The organism is Allobosea sp. TAF32, assembly GCF_052113585.1.
Lineage (GTDB): Bacteria > Pseudomonadota > Alphaproteobacteria > Rhizobiales > Beijerinckiaceae > Allobosea.
Map to the genome: position 1 here is coordinate 94,302 of NZ_JBFRDM010000011.1, position 16,530 is coordinate 110,831.

The following is a 16,530-nucleotide window of genomic DNA, read 5'->3' on the forward strand; positions in this document are numbered from 1 at the left end:
GCTTCCAATGAACATCTCAGGCAACACCATCCTGATCACCGGCGGCGGCTCGGGCATTGGCCGGGCGCTCGCCGAGGCGCTGCACGCCAAGAACAATCAGGTCATCATCGCCGGCCGGCGCGAGCGCATCCTCGACGAGGTCACCGCCGCAAATCCCGGCATGGCCTCGATGCTGCTCGACATCCAGGACAAGGCTGATATCGAAGCCTTCGCACAGCAGGTGGTCGAGCGCTTTCCGAAGCTCAATGCCATCCTCAACAATGCCGGCATCATGAAGCCCGAGAACGTCCCGGCCGCCGATAACCTCGCCATCGCCGAGGAAACGATCACGACCAACCTGCTCGGCCCGATCCGCCTGACGGCCGCGCTCCTGCCGCATCTCATGAAGCAGCCCAGCGCCACGATCCTCACCGTCTCCTCCGGCCTCGGCTTCGTGCCGCTGGCGGTTACGCCGACTTACAGCGCCACCAAGGCGGCGATCCATTCCTGGTCGATCAGCCTGCGCGAGCAGCTCAAGAATACCTCGATCGGGGTCATCGAGATCGCCCCGCCCTATGTGCAGACCGAACTGATGGGTGCGCAGCAGGCCGTCGATCCCGCCGCGATGCCGCTCGCCGATTTCATCGCAGAGGTGATGATGATCCTCGAAGCCCGGCCTGATGCCGCAGAAGTGATCGTCGAGCGTTGCAAGCCGCTGCGCTATGCCGAAGCCACCGGCAGTTTCGATCGGGTCTTCGCGGCGTTGAATGCACAGCACGCCTGACCCAGCCGTCATTCTCGGGCGCCGCGCAGCGGCGACCCGGGAATCTCTGACGAGTAGGTGCTGGATTCCGAGATGGTCGGGTCAAGCCCGACCATGACGACCCCACATCGCACCGCATGACAACCTCGCCCCACGCTGCTAATGCCACCGCATGCGCGAAGGCCTCCTGCCAGCGACGGTTGCGACCGTCTTCGAACTCTCCACCTCGGGCGAGAAGGCCCGGGCCCTGACCGAATTGCTCGGCGAGATCTTCGACCCGACCGAGACCGCGATTTCGGCCTTCGAGATCGAGGACGGCGTCACAACGCTTTCGCTGAACGCGCCGTGGAAGGTCGAGATCTACTTCGCTCAGCACCCGAACGAGGAGGCGGTGCGCGACCTGCTCAGGCCGATCGTCGGCGATCTCGTCGACGCGACGCCCTTCACTACCGTGAACACGCGGGATTGGGTCGCGACGAGCCTCGACGGGCTGAAGCCAGTGCGCGCCGGCCGCGTCATCGTCCACGGCGCACATGACCGGGATGTCGTGCGCGTCAACGATGTCGCCATCGAGATCGAGGCGGCGCTGGCCTTCGGCACCGGCCATCACGGTACCACCTCGGGCTGCCTGCTGGCTTTGGACGCCGAGCTGAAGAAGCGCCGCCCGCGCCACGGGCTCGATGTCGGCACCGGCACGGGCATCCTCGCGCTGGCGCTGGCAAAGCAGATCAAGCGCAAGGTCGTCGCCGGAGACATCGACGCCATCGCGGTCGAGGTTTCCGCCCACAACGCCCGGCTGAATCACGCGCCCAACGCGCTCGACCTCTATGTCGCGCCGGGCCTGCGCCATGCCAAGGCCAACCGCCCCGGCCGCTTCGACCTCGTCTTCGCCAATATCCTGGCCGGGCCGCTGAGGCAGCTGGCGCCCTCGATCGCGCGCGTACTCTCGCGCGACGGGACACTGATCCTCTCCGGTCTGCTCGGCATGGATGTCGCCGGGGTGGCTTCGGCCTACCGGCACCACGGCATCTATCTCGTCAGCCAGTCGCTGCGCGAAGGCTGGGCTACGCTGGTCATGAAAAAAGGCGGCGCAGCCCCGAGGCTCCGCCGCCCTGCCTGACCTCCGGCGCCAGGGCAACGAACCGGAAAAGCGGAAGCCGCTTCCGATCCGATGCCGCTAGAAGCGCGAGGTCGTTACGCGTCCGGCTTCAGAAGCCGATATGTCCATACTTGCGCTCGGCCTCGGCCTGCAGGCTGCGGGCGTCGTGCCAGACGGCCGCGGCGAACTTCGCGGCGTCGGCGATCTGTTCGGCGACATGCTTGATGATGGCGATCATGTTTCTGATCCTCGATGTTTATCGGCGCGCGGTCTGGCCGCAGCGGCCGGAAATTCAGCGGTTGAAAGGCAGCGAAGCGTCGCTCGACAGTGTCGCGGACGGATAGCCGCCCAGCACGATCTCTGCCTCGTTGACGAGGAGGTTGCGGGCGCGCAGCTCGCGAGCGGCGGAGCGCTTGCGGCTCTCGATCAGCGCGGCATAGAGGCGCTGCATCACACTCGGCTGGTGCGCCTTGCGGGCCTTGGTTTCGGCCACCACTGCCACGGGCAGCACATCGGCGTTGTCTAGCACATAGGTCATGGGTCTATCTCCGAAAAACGAAGGACAGTCCCGGTCGCTTCCTCGTTCTCTTATGCCGCTAAAGTGGGATCATTTCGCAGTTGCGAGAAGCCATGCTCGCATATGCGAGATATGCATAAAACGCATGAAACGAGCCCATACCCGTTAATATTTGCGTTTATTGCATAACCAATCGGCACAATGCGAACCGTCAAGGCAGCACGGCGTCAGGAAACGGGCATTGCCTGTCGGCGTATTTGCGCTGGCGCTTTAGCCGATGCAGCGCGACGATGCGTACGATCTCGCATCGGACCGATCGTGAAATCCATTTTTCGCAGGAATCCGGTGCGATAACGATTACATGGATCGCCGTTATCGTGCCCGACAGGGCGCGCGGCGACCGAATCCGGACCGTGTCATGACCGAATCGACCTTGCCCACTTGCCGCTTCCAGTCCTTCTCCGAGCCCAGCGACCCCATGCTGGTCGCCGGCCGCGTCGCCGCGCTGCGTATGGCGCTCGCGGCGCAAGGTCTCGACGGTTTCGTCATCCCGCGTGCCGACGAGCATCAGGGCGAATATGTGCCGGCCCATATGGCCCGCCTCGCCTGGCTGACAGGCTTCACCGGCTCGGCCGGCAACGCGGTGGTGCTGGCCGACAAGGCCGCGTTGATCGTCGACGGCCGCTATACCATCCAGGCGGCCGCGCAGACCGACACGACGGTCGTCACCCCCGTCCGCATGGAGGAGACGCCGCTGGAGCGCTGGATCGAGCAGAACCTGCCGGCCGGCGGCAAGCTCGGCTACGATCCCTGGCTGCACACGGTCGACGGCGTCGCAAAGCTGGAAAAAGCGGTCGCCGCAGCCGGTGGCAGCCTTGTCGCCGTCGCCGCCAACCCGATCGACACACTCTGGTCGGACCGTCCCGCCGCCCCCGCCGCGCCGGTCAAGGCTCACCCGGCCGTGTATGCGGGCGAGGATTCCGCCTCGAAGCTCGACCGCATCCGCAAGGCGCTGGCTGAAGCGAAGGTCGATGCCCTCGTCGTCTCCGATCCGCATGCGCTGGCCTGGGTCTTCAACATCCGCGGCGGCGATGTCGAGCACACGCCCCTGCCGCTCGGCTACGCCATCGTCCCGCGCGAGGGCCGCCCGACCGTGTTTCTCGCGCCCGAGAAGATCACCAACGAAGCCGGCGACGCCATCGGCGCGGTCGGCGAGATCGCGGCACCGGCTGCGCTCGAAAGCCAGTTGAAGAGGCTCGGCGCCGCGAAGGCCAAGGTTCGCCTCGATGCCACCACCGCCGCCTCGGCGCTGGCGACGCTGATCACCCAGGCAGGCGGCACGCCGGATGCCGGCACCGACCCGATCGCGCTGATGAAGGCGCGCAAGAACGCGGCCGAACTGAACGGCACCCGCGCCGCCCATCTGCGCGACGGCGCGGCGATGACGAACTACCTCTCCTGGCTCGCGCGCGAGGCACCGAAGGGCAACCTCACCGAGATCGACGCCGTCGCGGCGCTCGAAGCCGAACGGCTCAGGACCGGGTTGCTCAAGGACGTCTCCTTCACGACCATCGCCGGCGCCGGCCCCAACGCCGCCCTGCCGCATTACCGCGTCAGCGAAGCGACGAACCGCCGGCTGGAACCCGGGATCTTCCTGGTCGATTCAGGTGGTCAGTACGAGGACGGCACCACCGACATCACCCGCACCATCGTCATCGGCGCGCCCACGGCCGAGATGCGCGACCGCTACACCCGGGTGCTCAAGGGCCATGTCGCGATCTCGCGGCTGGTCTTCGTCAAGGGAACCTCCGGCGCGCAGCTCGACGCCTTCGCCCGGCTGCCGCTCTGGCAGGGCGGCTTCGACTTCGACCACGGCACCGGCCACGGCGTCGGCAGCTATCTGTCGGTGCATGAGGGGCCGCAGCGCCTCTCCAAGCTCGGCGTCACGCCGCTGGAGCCGGGCATGATCCTCTCCAACGAGCCCGGCTACTACAAGCAGGGCGAGTACGGCATCCGCATCGAGAACCTGATCGTCGTCGAGGAACGCCTGATCCCCGGCGCCGAACGCACCATCTACGGCTTCGAGACCATCACCTGGTGCCCCTATGAGCGTGCGCTGATCGACAAGGAGATGCTCGACGCCGGCGAGATCGCCTGGATCGACGCCTACCATGCGACGGTCTGGGAGAAATTGTCTCCGCTGGTCGCCGGGGAACCGAGGGCCTGGCTGGAGAAGGCGTGCCGGCCGCTGTGAGGGCCGCCTTTCCAGCGAATACCGCCTTGCCGCACGAAGTATTTTGGCGACCCACGCCGGAAATCATCCAGAATTCAAGCCAGAACGCTACGGCAACTGACGAAAAGTAATGGACGCGAATTCCTGATGCGATAGTGTATTGCCGGATCAATCTGCCGCCATGTCGAAGCGAAACGAAGAGGGATGTGCCATGCCTCTGAAGCTTGTACTGGCCTTTGCGACCGTAGCCCTTTTGCCTCTTCCGGCGGAGGCTCAGGAAAGAACTGGCAGGGGCGGCAATAGCGTTCGCGACTCCTGCCGCGAAGAAGCCAGGCTGGCGTTCAAGAAAGACAGGACGAACAGGCTGGACCCGGCGCAGATGAAAGAACTGCGCCGCGAATACGCTCAGAATTGCCGCAAAAGAGCGAAGGCAGGCTGAAACCCGCGGGCACGGCCTCGGGGCGCATGCGCTTCAAGCGGCGTGGAGGTTGCCCGGGCGCGTCATGCAGCGCACGTCACGGCCGGGCACGACCTCGCTCACATCACCATCCGGAACGCCACCACCGCGAGGACGCCCACGGCGACGACGCCCAACAGCGGCAGCCGCGTCGCAGCCAGTGCCGCAAGCGCGGCGGCAGCCGTCTCGGCCCAGCCGGTAGCGAGCGCGCTCGGCGCGATGACGGCGACCAGCACGGCGGGCGGGATCGCATCGAAGGCGGTCTGCGCGCGCGGCGAAAGGTTGAGACGCCCGGCGAGCGCAAGTCCCGCCACCCGCGTCGCATAGGTCACGACCGCCATACCGAGAAAGGCGAGGAGGTTGATCGGATCGATGCTCACGCCTCGACCTCCTGCGTTGCAGGCCGCATCTCGGTGGCGGCCGCAAGCCATGCCGCGAGCAAACCGCAGAGTGCGCCGGCCGCGACATGCCAGGGCGGCCCGGCAAGGCGATAGGTCACGGCCGATGCGAGTCCCGCTGCCACCACCGTCCAGAATGTCACCCGCCCCTTCCAGAAGGCGGCGACGAGCGCGATGAACAGCGCGGTGAAGGCGAAATCGGCGCCGAGCCGCTTCGGGTCGCCCAGCACGGCGCCGATGGTCGCGCCCAACGTCGAGTTGACCAGCCAGCCGGCGACGAAGGGAATGACCATCGCGAACCAATAGGCCGGAGTGAGGCGATGCGTACGGGCTCGTTTCTCGGCCAGCGCCCAGTTCTCGTCGGCCATGTAGTAGAGGCCGATGAATTTCTGCCACCGGCTGAAGCCTTCCAGCTTCGGTGCCAGCGACGCCCCCATCAGCACATGGCGCGCATTGATCAAGAGCGTCGAGAAGACGATCGCAGCGACCGGTGCTGGCGTCGCCCACAACTCCACGGCGGCAAACTGAGCGCCGCCGGCGAACACCGTGGCGCTCATCAGAAGGATTTCCAAGGGAGAAAGCCCCTTGCTGGCGGCCACCGCGCCGAAGAGCAGGCCGATCGGCGCCGCAGCCACCGCAGCCGGCCAGATATCGCTCAGGCCGCGCCTGATGTCGTCACGCATCGTGGACATGTGTCTGGTACTTTCGAAACGGCGGTTCAGCCGGTATGCGCGGCGCGGAAGGCGCCAGGCGTCACGCCGAAGCGGGCCTTGAAGGCGCGCGTCAGATGCGGCTGGTCGCAGAAGCCGGTCGCCGCCGCGACGTCGCCGGGCATCTCGCCGCGCCGCAGCCGCTCGCGGGCGCGCCGGACGCGGACATCGACCAGATAGGCATGGGGCGTCAGCCCCGTCTCCTGTCGGAAGGCACGGATCAGGTGATGGCGCGGCAGGCCGGTGAGCCGGGCGAGATCGGCAAGCGACAGGTCCTCTTCGTAGCGCGCCTCGAACAGCTCGCGCGCCTTGGCGACGGGCCCACCCTCGGCCCCGACGGCGCGGACCGAGAGATCGGCATGGCGCGCCAGGCAGAGCGCATAGAAGCGCAGGAGCATCTCCTCGCCGGCCAGCAGATCCTCGCCATCCTCGATGGCGCGATGCGCGGCAGCGAAGAGCACAGCCCCCTTGGCGTCCTCGACCAGCGGCTGCGGAAAGAACGGCGTCCCGATCACGTCCCGGCCGCTCAGCGAAGCCGCGACCTCGCGGATCAGGCCGACCTCGGGATAGGTCATGCGGTAGCTGTAGCCCGGCCCGTAGGGCTCGCCGTCATGGGTCTCGAGCGGGTTGACGAAGGCGACATGGCCCGGACGGGCGTAGTGCCGCTCGCCCCGGATGCGGAAGGTCTCGCAGCCGGCCTCGATGATGCCGATCACGTAGCTCTCATGCTGGTGCGGCGCGTAGGCATGGCGGCGGAAGGTGGCGGCGAGGCAATCCAGCCCGTCGAAGCGCTCGGCCGGAAACAGCTTCGCCCGCTCGCCGGCGACGAGCGGTTCCAGGCCCAATGTCTCGCTCTGTGTGACTGCTTCCATGGCGCGAGCATAAACTCTCTCGTGGCGCGACTGTCTTGAAGAAAAGTGATCGGGCGCATCACGCGCCCGATATGCTCGGTCATTTCGGAATGGCGTCAGATGGCGTGAGCCGCACCGGCCGCGCCGGCCCGTTCCGGGCTCTTCGAACCGAGCAGAAATACGCCGAGCCCGCCGACCAGCGTCGCGACGGTGGCGTAGGCGATCACGCCCAGCGTCCCGAAGCCGTCGACGAGCAGGCCGCCGAAGATGGCCCCGCTCGCGATCGCGACCTGGAAGGCGGCGACGATCAGGCCCCCGGCCGATTCCTGCTCGTTTTCCGGCGCCACGCGCACCATCCAGGTCTGGAAGCCGACCGGCAGCGCGCCGAAGGCGAAGCCCCAGAGCCCGACGGCGATGGCCGAGGCGATCGGCGATCCACCGACCAGCAGCAGACTCACCCCCACCAGCGCGATCGTCAGCGCACCGAAGATCACCGACGCCTTGGCGCTCCGCGCCGTGATCGCCCCGCCGACGAAGTTTCCGAAGAAGCCGCCGACGCCGTAGGCCAGCAGGACGAGCGAGATCGCCTCGACCGACAGCTTCGGAATCTGCTCCAGGAACGGGCGGACATAGGTAAAGCCGGCAAAATGCCCGGAGATCACGACGGCGATCCCCGCCAGCACCAGTGCGATGCTCGGCTGGCCGAGCAGGCGCAGCAGCGTGCGGATATCGGGCGCGCCGCGCGCCGGCAGGCGCGGCAGCACCGCCATCTGGATCACCAGCGTCGCGACGCCGATGATAGCCGAGAGCCAGAACACGACGCGCCAGCCCATCAGGTTGCCGACATAAGCGCCGATCGGCGCCGCGCTGACCGTGGCGATTGAGACGCCGGTGAAGATCAGCGAAATCGCCTTGGGCAAGGCGCTCGGCGGCACGAGCCGCATCGCCGTCGCCGCCACCATCGACCAGAAGGCTCCGAGCCCGATGCCGAGCAGGACGCGGGCGAAGAGCAGCGTCGGCAGATTGGTCGCGACGGCGGCGAGCGCGCTCGAGACGATCAGCAGGCTGGTCAGCGACCAGATGACAAGGCGCCGATCGATGCCGCGCGTCACGATGGCGGCGGCGAGGCCGGCAACGGCGCCGACCACCGCTGTGGCGGTCACGGCCTGTCCGGCGGCGCCGACGGAAACGCCGATATCGGCGGCCATCGGGGTCAACAGGCTGGCGGGCAGGAATTCGGCCGTGACGAGGCCGAAGACGCCGAAAGTCAACGAGACCACGGCCGCCCAGGCTGGTCTTTCGCGCGCGTCCTCGGCGGAATCATCGAGGTCGAGTGCTGTGGCAGAAAGAGAATCTGACATGGGTATCTCCATGAGGAGGCCGGAAGATGGGCGTGGCCTCGTGGAGTTTCCATGCTATATAATCCGTATCTCATGACCGTTCGTCCAGGATTGCGATGACAGCTTCGGCAGACCACCTGACCGAAATGCTCCGGGGACTAAGGCTCGACGGCGTCGATTACAGCCGCTGCCAGATGGCTACTCCGTGGGGCGTCGCCTTCCCGCAGAGCCGCGAGGCGTGTTTCCATTTCATCTCGCGCGGCAGTTGCTGGCTGAGGACGCCCGCCGGCGAGTGGCTGGAGCTCCGCGACGGCGACGCCGTGCTCCTGCCCCGCGGCGGCGGCCATGTGCTGGCGAGCGCGCCGGACGTCATCGCATCGCCTCCCTGCGATTGCCGGGTGCGCGAAGCCTATGGCAATGTCTTCGACGTCGAGGGCGGTGGCACTGGCGAGCATATGCTCGTCTTCACCGGGCGCATGACCTTCAATGTCGATCTCGACCACCCGCTGCTGCGGCTGATGCCGGATATGATGCGGATGAGCGATTTCATCGCCAACGAACCTGGCATTCCGCATCTGCTGGCGGCAATGGGCCAGGAGGTCGCGATGGACCGGGTCGGCGCCGGCGGCATCCTCGCGCGTCTCGCCGACGTATTGGCCGCCGCGATCATCCGTTCCTGGGTCGAACGCGGCTGCGGTGCCGCCAAGGGCTGGGTCGCGGCAGCGCGCTGCCCGCAGATCGGCAAGGTGCTCGCGGCTGTCCACGCGCATCCCGAGACCGACTGGACCGTCGAAAGCCTGGCGGAGCTGATGGGCGCTTCCCGTTCCGGTTTCGCCGAGCGCTTCGCCGAGGTTGTCGGCGAGACCCCGGCCCGCTATGTCGCGCAGGTCCGGATGCATCAGGCCCGGCAATGGCTCGCCCGCGACAAGCTGCGGATCGCGGTGGTGGCGCAGCGCCTCGGCTACGAGTCGGAGGCCTCGTTCAGCCGCGCCTTCAAGCGCATCACCGGGATGGCGCCGGGTCAGGTGCGCGCGGCAGGTGAGGCACCGCCTGCGGCGATGTTCACGCCATCAGCAGGGGCTGCGGAGTAGCGAGAGCATTTCCGCGGGAAAGGCGTGCCGGAACAAAGCCCCGGAGCGCCGGTTGCATGTCGAACAGCCGGGCGCTGGAAGGCCGGCGCCGCGGCCGATGCGAACGGGATCACGATCATGAACATCCAATCTCTCGCTCTTAGCTGCGCTGCGGCGCTAGCAATTTTCAGCCTTGCAACGGTTGCGAACGCTCAGGGAATACCGCGCGGCGCCGCTCAAGGCGCCAGGGTCGGCAATGAGGCAGCCGGCCCGATCGGCGGCGCGGCCGGAGCCGTCGTCGGCGGCGTCACCGGCGGCGTGGTCGGCGGCGTCAAGGGTGTCGTCGGCATTCCCCAGCGGACCGCGGTGCCGCGTGCCAGAACGCACGCTCATCGCCACTGATCGCGGCGTAGCGGCCGCTCATCCGCCGACCAGATCGAACCAGCCGGCCTCGTCGATCACCTGCACGCCGTGCTTGGCGGCATCCTTCAGCTTGGAGCCCGCCCCCGGCCCGGCGACCAGCAGATCCGTCTTCGACGAGACCGAGCCCGCAACCTTCGCGCCGAGCCGCTCGGCCATCGCCTTGGCCTCGTCGCGGGTCATGCGTTCCAGCGCGCCGGTGAAGACCACGATCTTGCCGGCGACAGGGCTCGCCGAGGCCACCGCTTCCAGCGGCTGCGGCGTGACCTGGGCGAGCAGCCGGTCGAGCAACTGCTCGTTATGCGGCTCGCCGAAGAACTCGATCAGCGCCTCGACCACGGTGGGCCCGACGCTGTCGATGGCGTCGAGTTCCTGCCGCTCGGGCGAGGCCTCGTCGGCAGCGGCGATGCCCGCCGCGCGCAGCGCCTCGAACGAGCCGTAATGCCGCGCCAGCAGCCGCGCCGTCGTCTCGCCGATATGGCGGATGCCGAGCCCGAAGATGAAGCGGTTGAGCGGCGGCCGGCGCCGGTCTTCAATCGCGTCGAACAGCTTCTTGGCGCTGACGGCGCCGAAGCCCTCCTTGTCCTTGAGCTTCTTGAGGTTGGCCGCATCGCGCTCAGCCAGTGTGAAGATGTCGGCCGGCTCCTTCACCGGCAGCTCGGGATCGCTGTGGAAGAACTCGATCTGCTTGTCGCCGAGCCCGTCGATATCCATCGCATCGCGCGAGACGAAGTGCTTGAGACGCTCGACCGACTGCGCCGGGCAGATCAGGCCGCCAGTGCAGCGACGCACCGCATCCTCCTTGCCGGTGCGCGGATTGAGCTCCCGTGTCGCATGGCTGCCGCAGGCCGGGCAGAGCGTCGGGAATTCATAGGGCTTCGCATCAGCCGGCCGCTTCGCGAGATCGACCGCCTCGACGCGCGGGATGACGTCGCCCGCCCGCTTCACCGTCACCGTGTCGCCGATGCGGATATCGGTGCCGTCTCGGATCGGCAGTCCCTTGGAGTCGAAGCCGCGGATGTAATCCTCGTTGTGCAGCGTCGCATTGGTCACGACGACGCCGCCGACCGTCACCGGCTTCAGCCGCGCCACCGGCGAGAGCGCGCCCGTGCGCCCCACCTGGATGTCGATCGCTTCGAGAACGGTCGTCGCCAGCTCGGCCGGGAATTTATGCGCGATCGCCCAGCGCGGCGCCCGCGAGACGAATCCGAGCCTTGCCTGCAGCGCGAGATCGTCGACCTTGTAGACCACGCCGTCGATGTCGTAGCCGAGCGTGGCGCGCTGGCTCTCGATCAGCCGGTACTGCGCGATCAGCTCCTCGACGCTCTCGCAGCGCTTCATCAGCGGGTTGGTGCGGAAACCCCAGCGCTTGAACGCCTCGACCACGCCCATCTGCGTCGGCGCCGGCAGCACCGGCATATCGCCCCAGGCATAGGCGAAGAAGCGCAACGGACGGGATGCTGTGATCGTCGCGTCGAGCTGGCGCAGCGAGCCCGCCGCAGCGTTGCGCGGATTGGCGAATTCGGTCAGTCCCTTCTCACGCTGGCGGTCGTTGATAGCAGCGAAATCGGCATGGCCGAGATAGACCTCGCCGCGCACCTCGGCGATCTCCGGCACGTCCGGCCCGGCGAGCGTCCCTGGGATTTCGGAGATGGTGCGGGCGTTGACGGTAACGTCCTCGCCCTCCTCGCCGTCGCCGCGCGTCGCGGCTGAGACGAGCATGCCCTTCTCATAGCGCAGCGAGAGCGACAGCCCGTCGATCTTGGGCTCGGCGGTGAAGGCGATGCCGCCTTCCTCTTCCTTGCGACCGAGGAAGCGATAGACCCGGCCCGCGAACTCGGCGACGGCCTCATCGGAGAACGCGTTGTCGAGCGAGAGCATCGGCACGCGGTGCCGGATCTTGGCGAATTTGCCCGACGGCTTGGCTCCGACCTTGCCGCTGACGCCGCCGGTTTCCTTCAGCTCGGGAAAGGCCTCTTCGAGCGCGACCAGCCGCCGACGCTTCGCGTCATAGGCCGCGTCGTCCATGATCGGCTGATCGTCCTGGAAATAGGCGTCGTTGGCGGCCTGCACCTGCGCGGCGAGCTGCTTGTGCTCGGCCTTCGCCTTGCGTGGCGTCAGCTCGGCAACGGGCGTTTCGGAAAAGGCGGTGTCGTTGGCGTCGCTCATGGCACAGCATTAGGCGAGAAGGCCGTGACGAGGAAGGGCAGCAGCCGGATCGCTCTACCCGATGAAGCTCCTCGGCCCCATCCTGTAGGAGAGGGCTATCGGCGGCTCCTCGGGATGGGGCTCAGGTGTCCATTCCTCACATCAGCGAGAGGGCTTGCGACAAATCCGGCTTTCGCGCGTATAGTTTGGGGGCTGGAATTTGGAAGCTCGACGCCATCGGCCGTTGACGCCAAGGACAAGTCGACCGCCGTGGTGAACCGGGCCGGAACCGGGAGGCACGCCATGGCCAATGTCGACGGCACCGTTCATGACATCGTCACGCTCTCGCAGCCACGCATCAAGACCATCACCACGATGGACCTGCGCGAAGCGCTGCGACGCGGCTGGGAAGATTTCATGGCGCAGCCGAGCCATCTCGTCTTCATCGCCGTGATCTATCCCATCGCCGGCATCCTGCTGGCGCAGCTCACCGTGAGCTACAACATCTTCCCCCTGCTTTTCCCGCTTCTCAGCGGCTTCGCGCTGATCGGCCCCTTCGCCGCGATCGGCCTCTATGAGGTGAGCCGCCGCCGCGAGAAGGGCCTCGACTCGTCCTGGAGCCATGTGTTCGAGCTGCTGCGCTCGCCCTCGATCGGACAGACCGTTCTGCTGGGCGCCATGCTGACCGGGCTCTTCCTCGCCTGGCTCTTTAGCGCCTGGTTCCTCTATCGCGGCATCCTTGGCCTGCCGGCCGACGTCTCGACCGGCGATTTCCTGCGCGCCGTCTTCACCACGGCCGATGGCTGGATCATGATCATTATCGGCAACTCGCTCGGGCTGCTCTTCGCGATCGCCGCTTTCGCGATATCCGTCGTGTCGTTCCCGCTGATCATCGACCGGCACGTCGATGCCCCGACCGCGATCCGCACCTCGATCGCCGCCGTCGAGGCCAATCCGCGCGTGATGATGTATTGGGGCCTGATCGTGACCGGGCTTCTGGTGCTCGGTTGCCTGCCGGTGCTGGTCGGCTTGGTCGTGGTCATGCCGGTTCTAGGCCATGCCACCTGGCACCTCTACCGCAAGGTGGTGGGCTGACTGGACTGGGATCGAGCGCGCCACGGCCGCGCGCTCCTGCCGATACGGGAACTTTTCGCCCCCAAATGGGGTTCACCCCCTGCCAGATCGAGCCTGACGGCTCCATTCAGTCAGGGGGTTTTTCATGAACAACATCATTTATCTCGTCGGCCTCGTGGTCGTTGTCCTCGCCATTCTCTCCTTCCTCGGCCTGCGTTGAGGCGGGAGAGCGCGCGAGTGACCTACAGCAGCCGGGCAACGATGCTTAGCCGCGGCGCGGCGGCTTACCTTTTCCGAACGGCTTGCCGCCGCCGGCGGGGCGTCCACCATCCTGCCCAGGCTTGCCGGCGAAAGGCTTCCCCTTCGCGGCGAACGGCTTCTTGAAGCCACCGCCGGGCTTGCCATCCTCGCGGCGGGGACGATCATCGCTCCGCTGCGGCGCGCCTTCGGCGCGATAGGGCTTGCGATCATCCCCATGAGGTGCGCGATGCTCGCCGTCCCTGGCGGGGAACGGCTTGCGCTGCGGCCTGTCGGCGCCGGTCTCGGGCCGGTCGCGGAACGCACGCGGCGCGGCCGGGCGCTCGGCCTTGTCGGCGAAGGATTTTGCCGGACGCCGCTCGTCCGCTTCCGCCATCTCAATCACGATCTTGTCGCGATCCGGTATGCGCACGGATTCGTAGAAGCGCTCGGCCACCTCGGCATCGATCTCGACTTTGGTCTCGCGGTCGAAGATGCGGATTGCGCCGACCTCGTCGCGCGTGATCCGGCCGCGGCGGCACAGCATCGGCAGCAGCTGGCGCGGATCGGCGCCCTGCTTGCGGCCGATGTCGAGCCGGAACCAGACGGTATCCCCGCGCGGACCTGCCGGCTTGCGCGGCCGTTCGCCATCCTCGCCCTCATCGCGCCCGGCTCCGAAGGGCCGGCGCTTGGCGGCATAGTCCTCATTCGCGCGGACCGGCCGGCGCTCGTCGCGGCCAAAGCCGGGATCGCCGACCTCTTCCGCCGCAGGCAGCCTTGCCCGATAGAGCCTGACAAGTGCCGCAGCGATGTCGCGCGCCTCGCGGCCCGCCATCAGCGCCTCGATCATCCCGGCATCGTCTTCGCCGGTCTCGCCGCTGAGCATCGGATCGGCCAGCAGGCGCTCCTGATCAAGCGTGCGGATCTCCTCCGGCGTCGGCGGGGCGATCCATTCGGCCTCGATCTTGCCTTCCATCAGCAGGCGCTCGGCCTTGCGCCGGCGTGACTGCGGCACGAGCAGGACGCTCGTGCCCTTGTTGCCGGCGCGGCCCGTGCGGCCCGAACGGTGCTGCATCACCTCGGAATCATTGGGCAATTCGGCGTGGATGACGAGGTCGAGCCCGGGCAGATCGATGCCGCGTGCCGCGACATCGGTCGCGACGCAGACCCGCGCCCGGCCGTCGCGCAGCGCCTGCAGCGCGGCGTTGCGCTCGTTCTGGCCAAGCTCGCCCGAGAGCGCGACCGAGGTGAAGCCGCGCTCCAGCAGGATCGCCTCGAGATGGCGCACCGCATTGCGGGTGTTGCAGAAGACCAGCGCCACCGGCGCATTATGGAAGCGCAGCAGGTTGACGACCGCGAGCTCGGCTTCCTTCGGGAAAACGCGCACGGCCTTGTAGGCGATATCGGCATGGCCGCGACGCGTCGCTTCCACCTCGATGCGCAGCGCGTCGCGCTGGTAGCTCTGCGCAAGCTGGACGATGGCCTTCGGGAAAGTGGCCGAGAACAGCAGGCTGCGCCGCCCCTCGGGGGTCGTCTTCAGGATGTATTCGAGATCGTCGCGGAAGCCGAGGTCGAGCATCTCGTCCGCCTCGTCGAGCACGACCGCCTTGAGCGCGGAGACGTCGAGGCGGCGGCGCTCGATATGGTCACGCAGGCGGCCAGGCGTGCCGACGACGATATGGGCGCCCTCGTCGAGCAGCATCGCCTCGCGGCGCGGGTCCATGCCGCCGACGCAGGAAATCACCCGCGCTCCCGTCTGGGCATAGAGCCAAGCGAGTTCGCGCTGCACCTGCAAGGCAAGCTCACGCGTCGGGGCGATGATCAGCGCCAGCGGCTCGGCGGCAGGGCCGAGGCGCTCCGCCCCGCCCAGCAGCGTCTCGCCGATCGCGAGCCCATAGGCGATGGTCTTGCCGGAGCCGGTCTGCGACGAGACCAGCAGGTCGCGGCCAGCGGCGGCGTCTTCGAGCACAGCGCTCTGCACCGGCGTCGGTTCGGAATAGTTGCGTTCGGCAAGCGCGCGCGCGAGCGGCGGGCTCGTGAGGGAAAAGGACATGCGATAAGGGCCTAGAGGTTTGCGGCGTAAAATGAATTAACGGCGCGAAGCGTGGCGATGGGTTCAGGCGGCATTCGGTAATCGGACCGAAAAGTGGGTCTCACTTCTCAGAAAATCCGATGCCAAAACAAATAATTAGGTCGCCCCCAGGGGCGTCCGGCAGGACGCATGGCGATCTAACGGGCAGCTGCACCATCGGATGACAGCAGCTCATAAAGCAAAGCGACACAAAAGGAAATGCGGCATTCCCGCGCCCAGCGCAGGACTGAGCCGGGCCGGATTCGCCTTGCCGGCAGGGCAGCGGGCCCACTAACTTCCGGGCTTCAGCGAACGTGCAAGATGCCGCAGCGGAGAACAGCCATGGTCCAGCAGTCCCGCCGCATCGGCGCCTATGAGGTTTCGATCCTGCATGACGGCGTCTTCGAGGCCCCGCTCGATGTCCTCATCCACGCCGATGGCGCGGCCGCCCGCGAAGAGGCGCTCGTGCGTTGGGGCAAGCCGAAGATCAGCATCGTCGTGAACTGCTTCGCCCTGAAGGGGCCGGACGGGATCACCCTGGTCGATGCCGGCACCGGCCCCTCCTGGGGCGAGGCGATGGGCCACGCGCCTGCCGCCATGGCCGCTTGCGGGATCGCACCCGAACAGGTCGCGCGCGTCCTGATCACCCACCTGCACGGCGACCATGCGCTCGGCCTTTTCGATGGCGATCGCGCCCGTTTCCCCAACGCCGAGATCATCGTGCCCGAGGCGGATTTCGGCTTCTTCGGCGACGAGGCCAATCGCAGTCGCACCCCGGAGAAGAAGCAGGGCGGCTTCGCGATCGCCGCGACGCTGAAGAGACATTACACGGGCCGCATCCGCGGCGTGACCGGCGCGGCGCATCCCGGCATCGCGCTCATCCCCCTTCCCGGCCATACCTTCGGCCACAGCGGCTATCTGATCGCGGGCCAGGGTGAGAGCCTGCTGCTCTGGGGAGATGCGCTCCACCTTTCCGACCTGCAGGCTTTGGACCCCGAGATCGGCTTTGTCTATGATTTCGACGCTGCGACCGCGCTCGCCTCCCGCCGCGCCATCTTGGAGCGCGCCGAGCGCGAAGGCTGGCTCGTCTCGGGCGGCCATGTCGAGGGCTTCCGGCGGGTCGTCAAAAACGGCGCGGGCTACGAGCTGATCCCGGCCTGATC

Annotated in this window: 16 protein-coding genes; 8 read left to right on the top strand and 8 right to left on the bottom strand. The window is 67.3% G+C overall.

All coding sequences use genetic code 11. The annotated features are described in order from the left end of the window. The first annotated feature begins 7 nt into the window (after positions 1–7). Positions 8–763, top strand: coding sequence for an SDR family oxidoreductase (locus tag AB4Z16_RS23850; RefSeq protein ID WP_441513811.1), 756 nt, complete (start codon positions 8–10; stop codon positions 761–763). Between the two features lie 151 nt (positions 764–914). Next, positions 915–1,862, top strand: a complete 948-nt coding sequence (locus AB4Z16_RS23855) for a 50S ribosomal protein L11 methyltransferase (protein ID WP_441513812.1) — start codon at positions 915–917, stop codon at positions 1,860–1,862. 88 nt (positions 1,863–1,950) lie between these two features. On the opposite strand, the gene AB4Z16_RS23860 is transcribed toward AB4Z16_RS23855, so the two are convergent. Beyond that, the gene (locus AB4Z16_RS23860) at positions 1,951–2,079 is read right to left on the bottom strand and encodes a hypothetical protein (RefSeq protein ID WP_441513813.1); all 129 of its coding nucleotides are present in this window, start codon (positions 2,077–2,079) and stop codon (positions 1,951–1,953) included. A gap of 54 nt (positions 2,080–2,133) precedes the next feature. Next, a complete protein-coding gene (locus AB4Z16_RS23865; protein ID WP_441513814.1) occupies positions 2,134–2,379 on the bottom strand; it encodes a hypothetical protein in 246 nt (81 codons plus the stop codon). A gap of 397 nt (positions 2,380–2,776) precedes the next feature. Here AB4Z16_RS23865 and AB4Z16_RS23870 point away from each other — a divergent pair, with 397 nt between their 5' ends. Both AB4Z16_RS23870 and AB4Z16_RS23875 read left to right on the top strand, forming a co-directional pair. Next, entirely contained in the window at positions 2,777–4,612 is a 1,836-nt protein-coding gene (locus tag AB4Z16_RS23870) for an aminopeptidase P family protein (protein WP_441513815.1), read from the top strand. 190 nt (positions 4,613–4,802) lie between these two features. After that, the gene (locus AB4Z16_RS23875) at positions 4,803–5,030 is read left to right on the top strand and encodes a hypothetical protein (RefSeq protein WP_441513816.1); all 228 of its coding nucleotides are present in this window, start codon (positions 4,803–4,805) and stop codon (positions 5,028–5,030) included. Between the two features lie 98 nt (positions 5,031–5,128). Here AB4Z16_RS23875 and AB4Z16_RS23880 read toward each other — a convergent pair whose 3' ends face one another. The 4 genes from AB4Z16_RS23880 to AB4Z16_RS23895 form a co-directional block, all read right to left on the bottom strand. Then, on the bottom strand, positions 5,129–5,428 hold the full coding sequence (locus AB4Z16_RS23880) for an AzlD family protein (RefSeq protein ID WP_441513817.1): 300 nt from the start codon (positions 5,426–5,428) through the stop codon (positions 5,129–5,131). Continuing rightward, positions 5,425–6,138, bottom strand: a complete 714-nt coding sequence (locus AB4Z16_RS23885) for an AzlC family ABC transporter permease (RefSeq protein WP_441513818.1) — start codon at positions 6,136–6,138, stop codon at positions 5,425–5,427. Before AB4Z16_RS23885 ends, AB4Z16_RS23880 begins: the two co-directional genes overlap by 4 nt. A 26-nt stretch (positions 6,139–6,164) precedes the next feature. After that, the gene (locus AB4Z16_RS23890) at positions 6,165–7,028 is read right to left on the bottom strand and encodes an AraC family ligand binding domain-containing protein (protein ID WP_441513819.1); all 864 of its coding nucleotides are present in this window, start codon (positions 7,026–7,028) and stop codon (positions 6,165–6,167) included. Between the two features lie 95 nt (positions 7,029–7,123). Next, a complete protein-coding gene (locus tag AB4Z16_RS23895; RefSeq protein ID WP_441513820.1) occupies positions 7,124–8,368 on the bottom strand; it encodes an MFS transporter in 1,245 nt (414 codons plus the stop codon). A 95-nt stretch (positions 8,369–8,463) separates the two neighbouring features. Between AB4Z16_RS23895 and AB4Z16_RS23900 the strand changes: the two genes are divergently transcribed. Together AB4Z16_RS23900 and AB4Z16_RS23905 are read left to right on the top strand one after the other, a co-directional pair. Continuing rightward, a complete protein-coding gene (locus tag AB4Z16_RS23900) occupies positions 8,464–9,438 on the top strand; it encodes an AraC family transcriptional regulator (RefSeq protein ID WP_441513821.1) in 975 nt (324 codons plus the stop codon). A gap of 117 nt (positions 9,439–9,555) precedes the next feature. Continuing rightward, on the top strand, positions 9,556–9,819 hold the full coding sequence (locus tag AB4Z16_RS23905; protein ID WP_441513822.1) for a hypothetical protein: 264 nt from the start codon (positions 9,556–9,558) through the stop codon (positions 9,817–9,819). An 18-nt stretch (positions 9,820–9,837) separates the two neighbouring features. Here the strand turns inward: AB4Z16_RS23905 and ligA are convergent, their stop codons facing one another. After that, on the bottom strand, positions 9,838–12,006 hold the full coding sequence (ligA, locus tag AB4Z16_RS23910; protein WP_441513823.1) for an NAD-dependent DNA ligase LigA: 2,169 nt from the start codon (positions 12,004–12,006) through the stop codon (positions 9,838–9,840). Between the two features lie 282 nt (positions 12,007–12,288). Here ligA and AB4Z16_RS23915 point away from each other — a divergent pair, with 282 nt between their 5' ends. After that, entirely contained in the window at positions 12,289–13,080 is a 792-nt protein-coding gene (locus AB4Z16_RS23915) for a DUF2189 domain-containing protein (protein ID WP_441513824.1), read from the top strand. Positions 13,081–13,324: 244 nt separating this feature from the next. Here the strand turns inward: AB4Z16_RS23915 and AB4Z16_RS23920 are convergent, their stop codons facing one another. Then, complete coding sequence (locus tag AB4Z16_RS23920; RefSeq protein ID WP_441513825.1) at positions 13,325–15,349, bottom strand: DEAD/DEAH box helicase; 2,025 nt, start codon at positions 15,347–15,349, stop codon at positions 13,325–13,327. Between the two features lie 360 nt (positions 15,350–15,709). Between AB4Z16_RS23920 and aidB the strand changes: the two genes are divergently transcribed. Then, positions 15,710–16,528, top strand: a complete 819-nt coding sequence (gene aidB, locus AB4Z16_RS23925; protein WP_441513826.1) for an AidB family quorum-quenching N-acyl homoserine lactonase — start codon at positions 15,710–15,712, stop codon at positions 16,526–16,528. Positions 16,529–16,530: the final 2 nt, after the last annotated feature.

Coding starts and splice junctions, on each gene's coding strand:
- AB4Z16_RS23895 (WP_441513820.1), bottom strand. CDS start 8,368: ATGTCAGATTCTCTTTCTGCCACAGCACTCGACCTCGATGATTCCGCC.
- AB4Z16_RS23920 (WP_441513825.1), bottom strand. CDS start 15,349: ATGTCCTTTTCCCTCACGAGCCCGCCGCTCGCGCGCGCGCTTGCCGAA.
- AB4Z16_RS23885 (WP_441513818.1), bottom strand. CDS start 6,138: ATGTCCACGATGCGTGACGACATCAGGCGCGGCCTGAGCGATATCTGG.
- AB4Z16_RS23850 (WP_441513811.1), top strand. CDS start 8: ATGAACATCTCAGGCAACACCATCCTGATCACCGGCGGCGGCTCGGGC.
- AB4Z16_RS23865 (WP_441513814.1), bottom strand. CDS start 2,379: ATGACCTATGTGCTAGACAACGCCGATGTGCTGCCCGTGGCAGTGGTG.
- aidB (WP_441513826.1), top strand. CDS start 15,710: ATGGTCCAGCAGTCCCGCCGCATCGGCGCCTATGAGGTTTCGATCCTG.
- AB4Z16_RS23905 (WP_441513822.1), top strand. CDS start 9,556: ATGAACATCCAATCTCTCGCTCTTAGCTGCGCTGCGGCGCTAGCAATT.
- AB4Z16_RS23870 (WP_441513815.1), top strand. CDS start 2,777: ATGACCGAATCGACCTTGCCCACTTGCCGCTTCCAGTCCTTCTCCGAG.
- AB4Z16_RS23915 (WP_441513824.1), top strand. CDS start 12,289: ATGGCCAATGTCGACGGCACCGTTCATGACATCGTCACGCTCTCGCAG.
- AB4Z16_RS23890 (WP_441513819.1), bottom strand. CDS start 7,028: ATGGAAGCAGTCACACAGAGCGAGACATTGGGCCTGGAACCGCTCGTC.
- AB4Z16_RS23860 (WP_441513813.1), bottom strand. CDS start 2,079: ATGATCGCCATCATCAAGCATGTCGCCGAACAGATCGCCGACGCCGCG.
- AB4Z16_RS23875 (WP_441513816.1), top strand. CDS start 4,803: ATGCCTCTGAAGCTTGTACTGGCCTTTGCGACCGTAGCCCTTTTGCCT.
- AB4Z16_RS23900 (WP_441513821.1), top strand. CDS start 8,464: ATGACAGCTTCGGCAGACCACCTGACCGAAATGCTCCGGGGACTAAGG.
- ligA (WP_441513823.1), bottom strand. CDS start 12,006: ATGAGCGACGCCAACGACACCGCCTTTTCCGAAACGCCCGTTGCCGAG.
- AB4Z16_RS23855 (WP_441513812.1), top strand. CDS start 915: ATGCGCGAAGGCCTCCTGCCAGCGACGGTTGCGACCGTCTTCGAACTC.